General features: G+C 67.4%; 12 protein-coding genes. 9 read left to right on the top strand and 3 right to left on the bottom strand.

Features of this window, described 5'->3' with window-relative positions:
- On the top strand, window positions 1-156 hold a 156-nt coding region (locus D8M29_RS02955), incomplete at its 5' end, for an integrase core domain-containing protein (RefSeq protein ID WP_148110711.1).
- 211 nt (window positions 157-367) lie between these two features.
- Here D8M29_RS02955 and D8M29_RS02950 read toward each other — a convergent pair.
- Together D8M29_RS02950 and D8M29_RS02945 are read right to left on the bottom strand one after the other, a co-directional pair.
- A complete protein-coding gene (locus D8M29_RS02950) occupies window positions 368-3,877 on the bottom strand; it encodes an AAA family ATPase (protein WP_127435071.1) in 3,510 nt (1,169 codons plus the stop codon).
- Window positions 3,878-4,009: 132 nt separating this feature from the next.
- On the bottom strand, window positions 4,010-4,912 hold the full coding sequence (locus D8M29_RS02945) for a DUF3800 domain-containing protein (RefSeq protein ID WP_127435070.1): 903 nt from the start codon (window positions 4,910-4,912) through the stop codon (window positions 4,010-4,012).
- A gap of 237 nt (window positions 4,913-5,149) precedes the next feature.
- Between D8M29_RS02945 and D8M29_RS02940 the strand changes: the two genes are divergently transcribed.
- From D8M29_RS02940 to D8M29_RS02910, 7 genes are all read left to right on the top strand, one after another.
- Window positions 5,150-7,150 (top strand): class I SAM-dependent DNA methyltransferase, encoded by a 2,001-nt coding sequence (locus D8M29_RS02940; protein ID WP_127435069.1) that lies wholly within the window; start codon window positions 5,150-5,152, stop codon window positions 7,148-7,150.
- The gene (locus tag D8M29_RS02935; protein WP_127435068.1) at window positions 7,147-8,337 is read left to right on the top strand and encodes a restriction endonuclease subunit S; all 1,191 of its coding nucleotides are present in this window, start codon (window positions 7,147-7,149) and stop codon (window positions 8,335-8,337) included. Before D8M29_RS02940 ends, D8M29_RS02935 begins: the two co-directional genes overlap by 4 nt.
- 6 nt (window positions 8,338-8,343) lie before the next feature.
- Window positions 8,344-11,607 (top strand): type I restriction endonuclease subunit R, encoded by a 3,264-nt coding sequence (locus D8M29_RS02930; protein ID WP_127435067.1) that lies wholly within the window; start codon window positions 8,344-8,346, stop codon window positions 11,605-11,607.
- 1 nt (window position 11,608) lies between these two features.
- Window positions 11,609-12,535 carry a GIY-YIG nuclease family protein gene (locus D8M29_RS02925; RefSeq protein WP_161972201.1) on the top strand — a complete coding sequence of 309 codons (927 nt, stop codon included), beginning with the start codon at window positions 11,609-11,611 and terminating at the stop codon, window positions 12,533-12,535.
- A gap of 110 nt (window positions 12,536-12,645) precedes the next feature.
- Complete coding sequence (locus tag D8M29_RS02920; protein WP_161972200.1) at window positions 12,646-14,076, top strand: DUF262 domain-containing protein; 1,431 nt, start codon at window positions 12,646-12,648, stop codon at window positions 14,074-14,076.
- Window positions 14,066-16,123 (top strand): DUF262 domain-containing protein, encoded by a 2,058-nt coding sequence (locus D8M29_RS02915; RefSeq protein ID WP_127435064.1) that lies wholly within the window; start codon window positions 14,066-14,068, stop codon window positions 16,121-16,123. The genes D8M29_RS02920 and D8M29_RS02915 overlap by 11 nt, the downstream gene beginning before the upstream one ends.
- A 45-nt stretch (window positions 16,124-16,168) precedes the next feature.
- Window positions 16,169-16,378: a hypothetical protein gene (locus D8M29_RS02910; RefSeq protein ID WP_002857973.1), complete on the top strand. Its 210-nt coding sequence runs from the start codon at window positions 16,169-16,171 to the stop codon at window positions 16,376-16,378.
- Between the two features lie 100 nt (window positions 16,379-16,478).
- Here D8M29_RS02910 and D8M29_RS02905 read toward each other — a convergent pair whose 3' ends face one another.
- Window positions 16,479-17,279 carry an enoyl-CoA hydratase/isomerase family protein gene (locus D8M29_RS02905; RefSeq protein WP_078025493.1) on the bottom strand — a complete coding sequence of 267 codons (801 nt, stop codon included), beginning with the start codon at window positions 17,277-17,279 and terminating at the stop codon, window positions 16,479-16,481.
- Window positions 17,280-17,300: 21 nt separating this feature from the next.
- On the opposite strand from D8M29_RS02905, the gene D8M29_RS14355 reads away from it, so the two are divergent.
- On the top strand, window positions 17,301-17,429 hold the full coding sequence (locus D8M29_RS14355) for a hypothetical protein (protein ID WP_255351296.1): 129 nt from the start codon (window positions 17,301-17,303) through the stop codon (window positions 17,427-17,429).
- Window positions 17,430-17,610 lie beyond the last annotated feature (181 nt).

The following is a 17,610-nucleotide window of genomic DNA, read 5'->3' as shown; positions in this document are numbered from 1 at the left end:
CTGCTGCACGCACAGGTCATCATCGGCGACTGGAAGGACGAGTACAACCACCACCGCCGGCACTCCTCGCTCGGCTACCTAACCCCAGCCGAGTACGCTCGGCAGTGCACCCATCAAATGGAAACCGACGACTCACAGAACGTCCGGACCGAATGAAGGGGGCGGCTCAGTGGGTGCGCCGGACGCGCGAACTCCTGATGCTTTCGTTCGGGAAACGGCGCTCCCCAGCGCACTGTTGTTCAGAGAACGGCGCTGAGGACCGGGTCGCGTGGACGCGGTCGCGAGCCCCAGGCCCCCAGCATGTACTCCAGCTGCCGGGGCTCTCGCTCGACGATGCCCAGGTTGAACCCGTCGCAGGGCAGCGCGGTCACTGATCCTGGCCCGTAGGTTCCGCTGCAAGGACACCGATGATGGTCGCGTCTCTGATGTGCCGGATGTCGTCCCCGTCCGTCGATGACTCGGTGATCCAGGTCTTGTGCGCTTGGGAGATGGCGTCGGCGTAGTTGCGGGCCTGGCGAGCGTTGGCGCGGGACTCCGGCGGCAGTCCGGCGTATCCCTGCGCGACGGCGGACCGGAGCACGGTCTCGTCAAACGACCAGGTCCGACGCAGGGTGCGCACCACGATCTCCGCGATATCGTCGGGGCTGTAGTCCGGGAACTCGATATTGTGCGGTACTCGGGATGCCAACCCCGGGTTGAGGGAGAGGAACTGCGCCATGCGGTCGGTGTACCCCGCGAAGATCGCGATGAAGGAATGACGATCGTCCTCCAGGCGTGTTATGAGGGTCTCCACGGCGACTTTGCCGAAGTCGTTCGAGCTGTCCGGCATGTCCAGCTGATAGGCCTCATCCACGAACAGCACACCACCGCGTGCCTCGTCCAGAAGGAGACCGGTGCGTTCTTCGGTGTGACCGATGTAGCGGCCGACCATTCGCTCCCGACTGGCTTCGACCACCTGGGGAGTAGACAGGATGCCGAGGCGATGGAAGAGCTTCCCGACCAGGCGGGCGACGGTCGTCTTGCCGGTTCCCGGGCTGCCGGCGAACACCATGTGATACGTGGGGCGCGGCAGGTCGACGCCGGCGTCCCGCAAGCGCTCGTCCGCCTCTGCTTGGGCCACCAGCCCGCGCACCCAGGCCTTGACGGTCTCGAGCCCAACCATCTCGTCCAGCTCCACCAGTAGGTGGTCGACGCCGGTGTCGTCTTCCGTAGATCGGCCCAGCAGAGCATGCAGGTCCGCTGGGTCGACTTGGGTGAGCCGTTCGTCTTCGACCCCCACCATGTCCTCGGCCGCTCCCGACTCGGCCATGACGCGATGGGCCATGTGCCGGGCGAGTCTGTCGTTGAGATTACGGACCCAGCGGCCGTTGCTGCGATCCCCCGAGGACCGGTGCGCCTCCGCCACGGTGCGCCGGTAGGCGTCGGGATCCACGGTGAAGCCGTCGTCCGCCAGGGCGGCGAGGCCCATCTGGACGAGCTCGGCTGTGCTGTAGTCCTCGAAGTCGAAGCGCAAGGGCACACGCGAGCGCAGCCCCGGGTTGGCTTTGAAGAATGCGTGCATCTGCTCCGGATAGCCCGCGAGGATCACCATGAACTCGTCTCGGTGGTTCTCCATGAAGGCCAGCAGGGTTGCGATCGCCTCACGGCCAAAGTCCTGGGGCCCTCCTTCCGCGAGTGTGTAGGCCTCGTCGATGAAGAGGATGCCGCCCAAAGCGGACTCCAGGATCCTCCGGGTCTTCGGTCCAGTGCCGCCGATGTGCTCAGAGACCAGGTCCTCACGGGTGACCTCGACGAAGACGTCCGAGGACAGCACACCTGCCTGATGTAGTGCGCGGCCCAGCAGCCGGGCCACCGTGGTCTTGCCGGTGCCGGGGTTGCCGAGGAACTGGCTGTGCAGGGTCTGCCGCCGGACGGCGAAGCCGCGCTGTCGGCGTGCCTCGGCGAAGCGGACCTCCGCGATGAACGTCTGCACCTGGTTCTTGACGTCGGCCAGCCCGGTGAGGGCGCTCAGCTGAGCCATGGGGTCGCAGTTAGTGTCCGCCAGATCTGCCCCGTCGTGGCCACGCCCGGCGGAGGGTTCCCTGTCACCTGTGCTGTTCTCGCCTGGGTGCTCGACCAGGGTGGCATCCGCTGTGGCTGTCTGTGAGGGCTCCTCCGCCGTGGCGATGGCATCTTCGGGAATGCTGTGCAACGCCGTGTCGGTGGTGATGAGGTGAAGCGCGTGGGGTGCTGAGCTCACGTGGGCGATCTGAAGGGAGCCGGCGACGAACACCTCGCACGGTTCCTCGACGCACAGATCCGCGATGGTGCCGCGGCCGCCTTCCTCGACGGCGAGGGCGCGCAGGTGCGGGGTGGTCGGGGGGATACGGAGGGTGCCGAGGCTCAGGGCTTCACCGGATCCCAAGACATAGAGCTGGTTCGCCGTGCAATCGGTCAGGGTGGCGCGTGCGGAGGACTCAAGACGAACGATGCCGAAGGTGGAGTCCTCGGCCACGATCACGCCGCCCTGCGTGCCCAGCACGTCGGCAAGGTAGGACGTGGGTTCGGAGACGACCCGCACCTCGTTGAGTGTGAGCCGCCCACCGGAGGAGCACAGTGGAGAGAATACTTCCGCTTTGGTGGGGTCCACCAGGACACCAGTGAGCGTGGCGTTGCCGCCGGCGTGCACATTCACGGCGTTCCCGGTAGACGGTGTCACAAGTAGCATGTTCTCGAGGCGGACGGTGGCACCGTTCGGGATGCCGACAGCGCCGTGGAGGCGGATGCGGTCAGCGCGCCCCGTGCCGCGGATGTGGCAGTTCAGCATGATCGCAGGATCAGGGAGGTGGAAGTCCCCCTCCTCGAGCACCAGCGTGTCACCGGGGCGGAGCTGGTCCTGGACGGTTGTAAAGTCTGCGCCCTGGGCGGCCGTCCACATCACCGCCCGGGGCTTGGCTTCCTCCTGGCGGCGGGCCTCCGCCTGAGCTTCAGCGGCCGCCTGGCGTGCGGCTTCGCCTGTGGCAGCAGCCTCAGCAGCCGCTTCCTCGGCACGACGGCGGGCTGCCGCCTCCTCGCGCTGTCGACGTTCCGCGACCTCCTGTTCCGCCTTCTGCCGATCGATGTCGGTCACGCGCACAGTGTCCGGCGGTATCTGGACGTGCGACCCGCCTGAGGTCATCACGTGCACGTCGACATCGCTTGACGTGGAGACCTCGGCGACATCTAGAGCGCTGTCCTCGAGGGACAGCTCGAGGTACGTGATATCGGTGGTGAGCCGCTCGGCCTTCAGCACACTGAAGGCGGTCAAGACGAGCCCGCGCATGCCTTCTGCCGGGGCCAGGCACAGGGTGCCGCGGGCGTGGACCTTGCTGGCAGCGGAGAGATGGAAGGCCCCGTGGGTGGAATCAACGGTGGTCACTGTTGAAGCCACGGCGTTGACGGTGCCGGTGGTGGAGTCTTCGAAGGTCGCGGTGCCCTGTCCCTCCACGTAGAGGGCACAGCCCCCGGGACCCTGGTCGAGGGTCGAACGACGCACCGTCACCGCGCCACCCTCCGAGTACACGGCGGGAAACTGGCCGGTGGGCTCAGGCTGGATGGCGGTGTAGAGGAAGACGGCGGAGGCTGTGGGGCCGTGCAGACGTACGGCGTTGTGGAAGTGCGGCGCCTGCAGCGTCAGATTCTCTACGGAGATTTGGCCGTGCACATCCAGCTGGGTCACGAGGATGACGTCCTCGGGGCGAGATCCGGCCCCGATGATCCGTAGGTTTCCGACCGGAATGCTCTCGAACTCCGCGTAGGTTCCGGGGGTGAGCGCGATCGTCGCTCCGGGGGAGGCCTTGTCCAGCGCCTGCTGGAAGGTGAGACCGAAGAGTCCGTCATGGACGCGCAGAATGGACACCGGCACTCCTCGGATCTCAGGCGATGGATTCTCGGCTCAGCATAGCCGCTGGCTGGGCTGTGAAACCGGTATCAGTAGGGGAACCCGCGCAGCTGCAGGGCGGGGGGTTCTCTCCATCAGTGACCCCGGGTCTTAGCGTCCCGAGCGCCAGATCTTCGCCATCTTCTCCGCCGCCGCGGGGTCCACCGAGGCCCCCAGAAGCTGTCCATGCGGGGTCGGGGCAAGTCGCCGTTCGCGGTGGAACAGCTCAGAGTGGTTGATGTCCTGCACGCCGCGGTTCCACAGGTGCAGTTTGGACTCGTAGGTGAAGCTGCCCCTCATGGATGCCAGCCGCTGGGGGTCGGTGACCCAGGCGTACTTGGACGAGTCGTTGAGCTGGTGATCGACAGCGCGTGTGACGGCGGCGGCGACCCAGTCGGCGAACTGCACGTTGGAGCTCAGCGAACTGTCCACGTGCATGGGCGGTTCCACGATGCACCGCATCTCCGGAAAGTCGCCGGCTCGGCTGAAGATGTGGGCATACATCGATGCAACGCGTTCGACTCGCGTCTTCTCATTGATTTGATCGATGATCACCATGAGGTTATGTCCGTGATGGTGGGCATGGCGGGCCAGACGGTTCAGAGTCTCTCGCATGGCGTCGGCTTCGCGTTTCTCGACGTCGAGGCCGATCTGCTTGGGCGTCCCACGCTGCTTCTCGTCGGCGTAGTAGAACAGCTTGCCGGCGTGGTCGGCGACGACGGACCGCACGAGCGCATCGAACACGCGGAGCTGCTGCGGAAAGCGCGCGGGGGTATCCGGCCGGAACAGATTGGCCCCCTTGAACTCCCACCGTCCGGGGTGTTTCGCTCGGTCGATCTCCGAGGCGAACAGCTGACGCTTCAGTGCGGTGAACTTCGCTCCAAAGCCTCGTGCGGCAGACTCCGGCATGACGAATCCGGCATAACCGAAGGCTGGGCTTGTCCGGAAGCGAGGATGGTCCGGGCCGACGTAGGCGCCCGGCTCGCCGATCTCGTCGATGTACGCCAGCAGCATCTGACCATTGTGCAGGGCACAGCGGACACTGCAGACAAGCGCAGAGGCCCACGCAAGCGTGGGCCTCTCGAATTGGTGCTCGGGGCACTGTCTCAGCCCTAGCTACCACACGCGAGCGTACTCGCGCGCGCAGAGCATAGGCAAGTGTGGTTGTGTATGATCCGTCGCCCTGTCGGGTCGCTGCGGGGTCGGAATGGGTCCCGTCCAGCGGCCCGCCCCCACCATTCGAAGGACCCCATGACCACCCCCGCCACGCGCGGCGCTGCCTCGGCGCCCCACCGCTCTCCCCAGAACCTCTCGAACTTCGTGTGGGGGATCGCGGATCAGCTCCGGGGCGTGTTCAAGCCGAACCAGTACGGCACGCTCGTTCTTCCGCTCACCATCCTGCGCCGCATGGAGGCGGTCATGGCCCCGCACCGGGAGTTCTTCGCGGACCTGGCGGCCAAGGGTCATCCGGACTTCGTCCTGGACAACCTGGTGGAGTCCCGCACGGGCCTGACGTTCTACAACCTCAGCCCCTTCACCCTGGACCGCATCCTGCAGGAGCCGGACCTGCTCCGCACGAACCTGCTGGCCTACGTGGACGGGTTCTCCCAGAACGTGGCGGACCTGTTCACCTACTACGAGTTCGACAAGACGGTCGCCAAGCTGGACGAGCACGACCGCCTCTTCCTGGTCCTGCAGCAGTTCGCCTCCATCGACCTCTCCCCGGACACCGTCTCCAACGCGGAGATGGGGACCCTCTTCGAGGACCTGATCCGCCGCTTCGCCGCCGCCTCCAACGAGACCGCCGGTGAGCACTTCACCCCGCGCGATGCGGTGAAGCTCCTGGTGGACCTGCTCACCGCCAACGACGACGACGTCCTCACCGGCTACCCGGTCCGCACCGTCTATGACCCCACGGCCGGCACCGGCGGCATGCTGTCCCTGTTGGACGAGCGCCTGCGCCGCATGAACCCGAACGCGGAGGTCCGCCTGTTCGGGCAGGAGCTCAATGACCAGTCCTATGCGATCTGCAAGTCCGAGCTGCTCGGCAAGGGCCAGGCCGCGGACGGCATCGCCCGCGGGGACACCCTCAAGAACGACGCCCACCTGACCGAGCGCTTCGACTACGTCCTCTCCAACCCGCCCTACGGCGGCGACTGGAAGGCCTCCCGCACCGCGGTGGAGAAGGAGATCGCCGCCGGCGGCGCCACGAACCGCTTCCCGGGTGGCACCCCCGCCATCAGCGACGGCCAGATGCTGTTCCTGCAGCTCGTCGCCTCGAAGCTCCGCCCGGTCTCGGAGGGCGGGGGACGGGCCGGCATCGTCCTCAACGGCTCCCCGCTGTTCACGGGCGGGGCCGGCTCGGGCCCGTCCGAGATCCGCCGCTGGCTGCTGGAATCAGACCTGGTGGATGCGATCGTCGCGCTGCCCACGGACATGTTCTACAACACCGGCATCGCCACCTACGTGTGGGTGCTGGACAACAACAAGTCGGCAGAGCGCCGCGGCAGGGTGCAGCTGATCGACGCCCGCACGTTCTTCACCAAGCTGCGCCGCAACGTGGGCTCGAAGAACAAGGAGCTGTCCAAGGCGGACCGCCAGCGCGTGCTGGACATCTACCGAGACTTCGACGCCCAGTCCGAGGCCAACGCCGAGTTCTCCAAGGTCCTCACCCCGCAGGACTTCGGCTACCGGGAGATCACCGTGGAGCGCCCGCTGCAGCTGCGTTTCGATGTGGAGGACGCCACCATAGCGGCGGCGCTGGCCACCAAGCCGGTGGACAAGCTTCCCGACGACGGCCGCTCGGCTCTCGAGGCCGCCCTCGCCTCCCTGCGTGGCCGGGTCTGGGACCACCAACCCACCTTCGTGCTGGACCTGAAGAAGGCGCTGAAGGAGCACGGCGTGACCGCCGGCGCTCCACTGGTGAAGGCCCTGACCGGGGCCATCGGCGTGCACAACCCCGAGGCAGAGGTGGTGACGAACAAGACGGGTGAGCCGGATCCGGACACCTCGCTGCGTGACACCGAACTGGTGCCCTTCGGTCGGGACATTCACGAGTACTTCGAAGCCGAGGTGGCCCCGCACGTGCCCGGCGCCTGGATCGACGAGTCCAAGACGAAGATCGGCTACGAGATCCCCTTCACCCGGCTCTTCTACACGTACACGCCGCCCCGCCCGCTCGAGGAGATTGACGCCGAGCTCAAGCAGCTCACCGCCGAGATCATCGAGCTGTTGAGTGAGGTGGAGCGGTGAGCAAGCAGCTGCGCCGCGTCGCTCAAGTCAATCCACCTGTTCCCGAGTTGCGTGGCTTGGGGGACGACGAGGTCACCTTCCTTCCCCTCGAAGCGGTCTGGCCGGACGGTCGGCGCCGGTACGAGTTCACCAAACCGGCCAACACGGCGGGATACACCGTCTTGCGTCGTGGCGACGTGGTGATGCCCAAGATCACTCCGACGTTCGAGGCTGGCCGCGTGTTCGTGGCTGATGACCTGCCGACAGCGGCAGGACTCGCCACGACTGAGGTGCATGTGCTCCGGCCTCGTGGAATCGAACCCAGGTATCTTGCCTACTTCCTTCGAACGCAGCCGGTCCTCAGTGAGGGAGAGACCGTCCTGCAGGGAGTGGGGAATCTGCGCCGAGTAACTGCTGAGTGGGTGTCTACTCTGTCGATCCCCGTGGACAACGAGTCAGACCAGGCACGGATCGCGGATTACCTCGACCGCGAGACCGCCACGATCGACGCCCTGATCGAGAAGCAGCACGATCTCGTCTCGGCCCTACGTGATCGTTCGTTGGCCGTGCGTGATGCGGTGTTTGGTCCTCGAGTCGGTCATGGGGAGCGACTGAAGTGGGCTATTCAGGAAATCGACGAACGTGCAGGAGAGGTGCGTCGTACTTGGGACGTGCTTTCGGTGTCGATCGCATGGGGAGTCAGCCGCAAGTCGGACCGAGGGATTCATCAGGCGTCTTCGGAGGACACCAGTCACTACAAGGTCGTGCGTCCTGGAGACGTCGTCATCAACCGTATGCGCGCGTTCCAAGGGGGACTCGGGTGTTCTGACTTTGAGGGTCTTACGAGCCCGGACTACGGCGTATTGCGAGTGCGCAACCTGAACGTTGATTCACGTTGGGTTGCGGCTGTGATGAAAACTGAGATTTTCGTCGGCGAGATGGTCAGCAGGCTTCGCGGCATCGGCACGGTCAATGGCTCCAGCGTCAGAACGCCGAGAGTTTCGCTATCCGACATCTGTGAGATTCGAGTTTTTGTCCCACCACTCGAAGTCCAGCGCGCCGACGTGGCGCGCTTCGAGTACGAAAACGCACAGATCGACGCGCTCATCGCCAAGGCGGAGCGGTTCATCGAGCTCGCGCAGGAGCGGCGGGCCGCGCTGATCACTGCTGCCGTCACCGGCCAGATCGAGATCCCCACGGAGGACTGACCGCACATGGCCATCCACAACGAGAGCGAGCTCGAGACCTACATCTGCGAGTACCTGGAGCAGCACGGCTGGCTCTACTCGGCCAACGATGCCGGCTACGACCGCAAGAACGCAATCTTCCCCGAGGACGTCCACGCCTGGCTGGCCGAGAACCAGCCGGAGGACTACGGGCGCCTTGTGAAGGCCGACGCCCCGGCCTCTGCCCAGCAAGCACAGCGGGACCAGATCACCACCCGCCTGATCGACGTGCTGAACAAGCCGCAGGACACCGGCGTCGGCGGCACCCTCAACGTGCTCCGCAAGGGCTTCAAGGTCGGCACCTCCGCCACCCTGCGCATGGCCGAGCCGCGGCCGGCCACAAACCTCAACCCGGCCGCCGTCGCCGCCTACGAGCGCATGCGGCTGCGCGTGATGCGTCAGGTGCACTTCAACCCGGCCACCAACCAGTCCGTGGACCTCGTGCTGTTCGTCAACGGCCTGCCCGTGGCCACGATCGAGCTGAAGACCGACTCCACCCAGTCCATCGGCCACGCGAAGAAGCAGTACCGGGACCGCAACCCGAAGGCCACGCCGCTGTTCGGGTTCGGCACCCGCGCCGTGGTCCACTTCGCCGTCTCCAACCGCGAGGTTTGGATGACCACCAAGCTGGCCGGGAAGGACACCTTCTTCCTGCCGTTCAACCAAGGCGACGACGGCCACGCCGGCAACCCGCTCAACCCCAACGGCTCATCGACGGCCTACCTGTGGGAGCGGATTCTCCAGCGGGACACCTGGCTCGAGATCCTCCAGAAGTTCGTCTTCCTCAAGAAGGAGACCGTGGAGGACGAGCACGGCCGCTCGCGCCGGAAGTCCACGCTGATCTTCCCGCGCTTCCACCAGTGGGAGGCCGTCACCACGATGCTCGCCGCCGTCCGTGAGGAGGGCGCCGGGGCGTCCTACCTGATCGAGCACTCCGCGGGCTCCGGCAAGACCAACACCATCGCCTGGACCGCCCACCGCCTGCTCTCCACCTACGGGGTGGACGAGCAGCGGGTGTTCGACTCGGTCATCGTGGTCACCGACCGCACCGTGCTGGACGACCAGCTTCAGGAGGCCGTCCGGCAGATCGAGCGGACCTCCGGCACCGTGGTGGCCGTGGACCGCAAGAACCTCGGGGGAGAGGCCACCAGCAAGTCCGCCCTGGTGAAGCAGACCCTGCTGCAGGGCAACCGGATCATCGTGGTGACACTGCAGACCTTCCCCGCCGTGCTCGAACTCCTCAAAGGTGACTCGACGCTCGCCGGTCGCACCTACGCAGTGATCGCGGACGAGGCGCACTCCTCCCAGACCGGCTCCGCCGCAGCCAAGCTCAAGCGCGTGCTCACCCCGGACGAGCAGGCCGACCTCGACGACGGCGGAGAGGCGGACACCGAGTCCATCCTCGCCGCCGAGGTCGCCGCCACCGGACGCCCGGAGAACATCAGCTTCTTCGCCTTCACCGCCACGCCGAAGGACAAGACCCTGCAGATGTTCGGCCGCCCCTCCGGCGAGTACGACGAGAAGGGTCAGGAGATCCCGGCATCCTTCCACCGGTACACCATGCAGCAGGCCATCGAGGAGGAGTTCATCCTCGACGTGCTGAAGAACTTCACCAACTACGACACCGCCTTCAAGCTGGCCCTGGCCGGACAGAAGGGCGAGTTCCGTCCCGAAGGCGACCGGGCCGCCGTCGGGAAGCAGACCACCGAAGTGGACCAGACCGAGGCGAGCAAGAAGCTCATGCGGTGGGTCAAGCTGCACCCGACGAACATCGCGCAGAAGGTCAAGATCATCGTGGAGCACTTCCGCGCCAACGTGGCCGGACTGCTCGATGGGCAGGCCAAGGCCATGGTGGTCACCGACTCCCGCGCCGCCGCCGTCCGGTACAAGCGTCAGATGGACCAGTACATCCAGGACATGGGGTACACGGACGTGGGCACCCTGGTGGCCTTCTCCGGCGAGATCACCGACGACGACTTCGGGCTCGAGAAGGTCACCGAGCGGTCCATGAACCCGTCCGTGACCGGCGACCTGGCCAAGGCGTTCGACGGGGACAGCTACCAGGTGATGATCGTGGCCAACAAGTACCAGACCGGTTTCGACCAGCCGAAGCTCTGCGCCCTGTACGTGGACAAGAAGCTCTCCGGCGTGCTGGCCGTGCAGACGCTGTCGCGCCTGAACCGTGCGGCACCCGGCAAGGACACCACCTATGTGCTGGACTTCGTGAACTCCGAAGATGACATCCAGGCTGCCTTCGAGCCGTACTACGCCGGCGCGAAGCTGGAGACGGTGACGGACCCGAACCTGATCCACGACCTGGGGACGAAGCTCGACGCCGCGGGTGTGTACGACTGGGACGAGGTCGACGCGTTCGTCGAGGTGTGGGTCGCGTGGAAGCCGGGGAGCGGGCAGGAGGGCCTGCAGGCTGCGCTGGAGCCCGTGGCCTACCGGTTCCGCAAGGAGCTGGCGCATGCGCGGATGAACCAGGACGAGACGCGCGTGACTGAGCTCGTGCTGACGCGCAAGGACATGCGGTCCTTCGTCAGCCTCTACGACTTCCTCTCCCAGATCTACGAGTTCGGGGACACCGAGCACTACAAGCGGGCACTGTTCCTGCGGCACCTGGTGCAGCTCGTGGGCGATCAGCCCGGCGGTGAGGAGCTGATCGACCTGAGCGATGTGCAACTGGTGAGCATCCGGCAGAAGAAGACGTCCTCGGGGGACATCGGGCTGACCGGTGGGGCCGCGCTGAAGGGGACCACCGCCGTGGGAGGCGGGCAGGCGCGTGAGAAGCAGCGCGGGCCGTTGGAGGAAGTGATCGAGAAGATCAACGAGATCTTCGCCGGCGAAGGCGTGGATGCCTCCCCGTCCCAGCAGGAGGCGTGGGTCAGTGCCCTCGTGGCGCCGCTCATGGAGGACGAGAAGCTGCTCGGGCAGGCCGGAGCGAACTCGCTGGAGCAGTTCCTGGCGAGCCCGAACCTGGAACGGTCGGCGATGGGCGCCGTGTACGCGAACGAGGGCGCCTTCGTGAAGATGACGGACATCGTGGGCAGGGGCGGGGACCCGTCGAAGATGATCGTCGCCGCGATCGGGGAGTACCTGTACTGGAAGGTGCGGGGCGAGGGGACTGGGCCGGTGGACGTTGCCCATGGACGGTCCGCCGTTTTCGCTGACGAAACGGCCCCTTCGCAGGGTACTTCCGTCGATGAAAGGGCGAGTGCGACGCCGTCGCGCGTCCGGAAGGGGAACTGAGATGGCACATCCCAAGACACTGCAGGTCTTCCTGATGGACGGTGCACCCACCGGTCGGCTGAAGTGCACCCTCGACAACTGGACGGGCCTCGTCTACGTGGTGCCACGCACCAGTCTCAACGCGGACGGGCACCCCGAGGCGTTCGAAGGCACCGGTGTGTACCTGCTGCTGGGGCAGGACGCCGATTCCGGCGACGACGTCGTCTACGTCGGGCAGGCTGTCGGGCGGGCCAACGGCAACGGCATGGTAGGCAGGATCCGGGAGCACGTCCGGAGGGAGGCGCACGACTTCTGGAACCGAGCCATTCTCCTCTCCACCCTCGGGGACACCTTCGGTCCCACGGAGGTGACCTACCTGGAGCACTACTTCCACCAGGCTGCATCCACGGCCGGGCGCTTCACCGTGGACAACGCGGTGGCACCCTCCCAGGGCAACGTCACGCAGGAGAAGAGGGCCGAGCTGGAGGAGTACGCCGACAAGGCCAAGCTCCTGATCAGCGCCCTGGGGCACCGCGTCTTCGAGAGCGCCGACGGCTCACATGCCGCGGCCGCGGCGGGCCGGGCCACCCAGGCGCCCGAGGCGGCGCCGAAGCGCACCCTGTTCACCATGACGGTCAACGGCGTCAGAGCCCAGGGACACCCGACGCCGGACGGGTTCGTCGTCCTGCGGGGCAGCGGCCTCATGGAGGGGTTGCGGCCCAGCGCACCCCCCGGTGTCCGGGCGGGCCGGGAGCGCTTCGCCGACCACATCGGTCCCGATGGGGTGCTGACCGAGGACGTCTCCTTCACCAGCTCCTCGGCCGCGGCCGGATTCGTGGCCGGCGGGAGCATGAGCGGGCCGTCCTCATGGCGGGCGCCGGATGGGCGCACCCTCGGCGAGGTCGAGGCCGCCTCGGCCGCGCCGGAGCCCATGGAAGACGACGCCTGATGAGGACGCGGCCGACCGCTTTGGATGCCGCCGTCGACCATCCGCGGGGTGCCCAGAGCGACGCCCAAGGACCGGGGACGGGGCGCTCCGGGTCGTTGACCGCGAACGTCATGACCGTCGCGGACGCACTGCGCGACCCTCGTCTCCGTATCCCCGAGTACCAGCGGCCCTATACGTGGTCCACGACGAACACGGGGCAGCTCGTCGAGGACATCCGTCGCTTCCGTGCGGCCGCGTCCTACCGGATCGGCACCATGATCGTGCACCTCGAGGACGGCTGGCTGGACATCGTCGACGGCCAGCAGCGGTACATGACCTTCGCCCTGATCGCGCTCGCACTGCAGGAGGTCCTGGGCGACACCGCCGAGCGCGCCGAGCACCAGCGTGCGGCCCTGGACCGCGCGGCGGCCATCGAGCTGCCGCCGGGCCGCCGGGACGTGTCGGAGCGCCACATCGTCGAGAACCACCGCCTCATCCTGCAGACATTCCGGTCCTGGGACAGCACCGAGGTCGAGGACTTCGCGGACTACTTCCTGGACCGTTGCACGCTGGTGCGCCTGATCGTCAGCGACCTCGACGCGGCCTTCCAGATGTTCGACTCGCAGAACACCCGCGGCCGGGCGCTCCTGCCCACCGACCTACTGAAGGCATACCACCTCCGCGCCTATGGTGAGGCCACATCGGACCGGGCGGCGATCCTCGCGGCCGTGCGGGAGTGGGAAGCTACCCCGCCGTTCGAGATCCACCATCTCTTCTCGCGTCTGCTCTATCCGATCCTCCGCTGGAGCGCCGGTGAGTCCCTGCCGCGCGACGGCTTCACCGCGTCCCGGATCGGAGCGTTCAAGGGGATCTCCGCGGGGCCGACGGGCCTCGGCCGACTGCCCTGGGCGCACGGGCTTCTCATGGCCAAGGCCCACGTGGACGACTACAACGGGCGAAACGCCACGCTGATCGCGCACGGTGCCCTTCCTCCGCTGGAATTCCCGTTCCAGCTGACCCAGCCCGTCATCGACGGTGAGATGTTCTTCCGCCTCGTGCGCCACTACACCCGGCTCGCGAGGGACCTCGGCGTCTCCGCGACGGACGCGGAGCAGACCGCCGAGGACGACGCCCGTCGTGGGAGGGAGAACAGGCGATTCCAGACGATCACCCGGCTCGTCCGGGCCACCGGTACCGGCGCTGGCTACCGCTACACACAGGAGCTCTACGGAGCGCTGCTGCTGGCCTACGCGGACCGGTTCGGCGACCACGACATCGAGCGCGCCGCTCTCGTGCTCGCACGGCATGCCTTCGCATTGAGAACGCGGTTGACGCGGGTCTACCCGCGCTCCGTGGAACTTCACGCGCTGGGCCAGCACGGGGCGCCGGACCTGGAGGACCGGGTCAACCTGTTCCGCCTGATGAGGAGCAGCCTGGACCCCGCCGCCGTCACCGGGCGCGTGGCGGCCCTCCCCGGGCCGTACGTGGACGAGGCCTCCCCGGTGGAGCGTCTCTACTCGGACACGCCCTGGGACACGGAGGAAGCCCACGATGCAGACTGAGAAGCACTCGCCTGAAGCGCTGACGATCGAGGAGGTCTTCACCGCCGCCCGGCACTACCGGGTGCCGGTCTACCAGCGGGCCTACGCCTGGACGCAGGTCGAGATCTCGACACTGCTCGCGGACGTGCGCCGCGCTCGCCTCCGCTCGGAAAAGCCGGATACGCAGGGAGCCTCGTCCGACTACTACCTCGGCTCGCTGGTGGTGAACCGAGCCACGACTCCCGAGGGCGTGCCGATCGACGAGGTGGTCGACGGGCAGCAGCGCCTGACCACGCTGACGGTGCTGGCGGCCGTCGCGGAGCGTGTCATCCGAGCTGGTGTCCTCGACCCCCGGGTGTTGGCCGTCCTGGATTACGAAGGGCGCCCCGAGGCCGGGGAGGACCTCGCGACCCTCCGTCGTCGGGGCGCCCCCGCCGGGACGTCGTTCCAGGTGGACGCCATCGGGGTGGCCGTCGAGACGATCGCTGCGGCCTGCCGGCGGGCCTTGGAACGGCAAACCCCGGCAGACGATCAGGAGGTGATGTTCGACGGCGACGACCTCGCGTACCTCTGGAGGCATGTCCGGTTGCTGCGCACCGAACTTCCGAAGGGCACGGACCTCAACCACTATTTCGAGGTGATGAACACCCGCGGTGAGCAGCTCGCCAAGCACGAGATCCTGAAGGCCACATTGATGCGGCCTCTCCAGGACGCCACGGACCGGAAGGTGTTCGCGCACGTCTGGGACGCCTGCGCCGTTCTGGACCGCCACATCCAGCTCCAGTTCTCGACGGAGCGGCCGAAGGATGGCGGTGAGGCGGCAAGAGACGCCGTCTTCGGCGGGTCCTGGTCGGCCCTCCTCACGCGGGATTTCGCGTCGCTGCGGGCAGCTCTCGCGCCGAGCCAGACCGCGATGGCGTCGGGCGCCCGCACCATCATTGGGGTTCTGCTGGCCGCCGGGCAGACCGCCGTGGAGTCCGGGCCCTCGTCCGACCAATGCCAGGACGACGCCGATACTGGCGCCTACGGGACCATCGTCGACTTCCCGAACTTGCTGCTGCATGTGCTGCGCGTGATGCAGGAGAAGGGTGAGGGGGCCGAGCCAGGCCTGCCACGGTGGGGCCAGGACTCGACGGGGGCCGTGCGGCTCGAGGACGGCTCCCTGCTGGAGCAGTTCGCCCAGCACGGCCAAGGCGACGCGGCCTGGTCTCAGCGGTTCCTCGTGACGCTGCTCCGTATGCGCCTTCTGCTGGACACCTATGTGATCAGGACTCTGGCGACGACGGGAACACAGGCGGACGAGGAGAACTGGGTGCTCAGCCGAGCTCAGAAGCTCGAGACGGAGTCCGGCGAGCGCTCTCCGCGCCGGCGGCTGGGTGTGAAGAACACCTTCCAGGATCCGCAGGTCCAGGACGCCGTCCGGAACCTTCAGGCCATGTTCCAGGTCACCGACACGCGCCGCACGTCCAAGTACTTCCTGTACCGCATCCTGCGATGGCTGGATGCGCAGCCGGAGGACGGTGTGGACGGCGTGGCGTTCCAGCACATGCTGGAAGATCTGGCGCGGGAGCGCCTCCGCGCCTATGAGGCGGACAAGACCTGGGATGCCGGCGTCAACGTCCCCAACTTCGTCTTCAACGCCCTGGACTACATCCTCTGGGACGCAGGCCGGACATCGCCCATGGAACGGGAACATCTGCGGGAGCCCCTCAGCGATGTCGAACAGGAGGTGCTCCGCAGGCGCGCCGACGCCTTCCGGTTCCGGTACCGAACCTCGGTGGAGCACTTCTACCCCGTGGTTCCGGGTGAGGAGCAGGAGGCCTTGACCGCGGAGGACGTCAACCGTTTCGGGAACCTGTGCATCATGGGCCGACGCGAGAACTCCCAGCGGAACAACCTGATGCCCGTATCGAAGGTGAAGCAGTACTCTTCGGACGAGCAGAGCCTCAAGTTCCAGCTCATGGCCGGCATCCTTCACGCCGAGGGCGACTGGGACGTCCCTCAGATCAAGGAACACGGGAACAGCATGCGGCGGGTGATCCAGGAGTGGCAGGGCAAGCGGCCCTGACACCTCGGGACGATCTGGCCTCAGGGCCCCCGTTACGCTCGCCCCATGAAGATCGGTCTCCGCAAGCCCAGCCTGAAGAAGTCCATCAAGGCCCGCACCACGGGCCGCGCCAAGCGTGCGATCAAGCGCAAGGTCATCCCCGGCTACGGCCGCAAGGGGATGGGCTGGCTGCGCGATCCGAAGCGCGCCGCCTACAACGCCGTCTACCGGCGCACCACGGTCGGCCTGGGCGACGTCCTGAAGATGTTCAAGTGACCTCCACGCCCTCGCGCACCTGACCGGGGTCGGCCCGGTGGAGGCGCGTCGTCGGCCTGGCCGCTCACGGCCCGGTCCGTGGCCCGCCGCTCACCGCCCCTCACCGGCCCGCGAAGGCCTCCACCCGCCGCACGGCCTCCGGATGCTCGGACGCCGCCGCGATCGACGCGGCCTCCTGCCGCACGTGCGCGCGCAGCGCCTCGACGTCGGCCCCGCGCGTCAGCGCCTTGGTCGGCCCATAGGTGTGCGCCGGACCGGCCACCAGTTCGTCCTCGAGCTCCGCCAGACGTGCCGCGAACGCGTCGCCGGCCGCCGCCTCGGTCGCCAGGCCCCACCCCACGGCCTCGGTCCCGTTCAGGCGCCGACCGCCGAGCAGCAGCTGCGTCGCGCGCACCGGCCCGAGCACCCGCGGCAGCCAGTAGGACACGCCTGTGTCCGGTGTCATCCCGAGCGCGGAGAACGCCGTCACCAGCTGCGCATCCTCGCGCACCAGCACGACGTCGCCGCCCAGCATGAGCCCGAGCCCCGCCCCGGCGGCCGTCCCGTTGACGCCGGCCAGCACCAGCAGGCGTGAGCCCGTCAGCGCCACCGCGACCTCGCCCGCCGCCTCGCCGAGTTCCTGGATCATCGCGCGCCGCTCCGGCCCGGCAGGCGCGGCAGCCATGGCCTGGACGTCCCCGCCGCCGCAGAAGATCCGCCCGGCGCCGGTCAGCGTGAGCACGTGCACGGACTCGTCCGCCTCGGCCGCGGCGATCGCCGCGAGCACCTCGCGCGCCATCGTCAGTCCGAGCGCGTTGCCCTTCGCGGGCCGGTTCAGCGTCAGCCGCACGACGCCGGGCCGCGTCTCGACGAGGACGGCGGGGGCGTCGTCGGAGGAAGAAGGGGTGGGTGCGGTGCTCATGTCAGCTCCTGGGGTTGGCGGGTGCGGTGCACGGGTGCCGGCCGCGAGGACGGCCGGCCGGGCATGGGGTGGGTGCGCGATCCGAAGCGCGCCGCCTACAACGCGGTCTACAAGCGCACCACGTTCAGCGTCTGGGACCTGTTCCGCTGAGTCTGTTCCTCACGCGGGCTGGTCCGCCTCGTCCTCGTCATGCTCCTCCACGCTGGTCAAGTCCCTGGAAGTGGTGTAACCGTCTTCGAGGTTGTAGGGGGCTTGTACCTGTCAGGTCTGCAGGGTCGGCATCACCTCCGTGCTCATCACGGTCTCTTGCTCCGTGGTCAGGGGCTCACGG

It is taken from the genome of Micrococcus sp. HSID17227, from assembly GCF_003989405.1.
Lineage (GTDB): Bacteria > Actinomycetota > Actinomycetes > Actinomycetales > Micrococcaceae > Micrococcus > Micrococcus luteus.
This window is presented reverse-complemented; position numbering and strand designations above follow the sequence as displayed.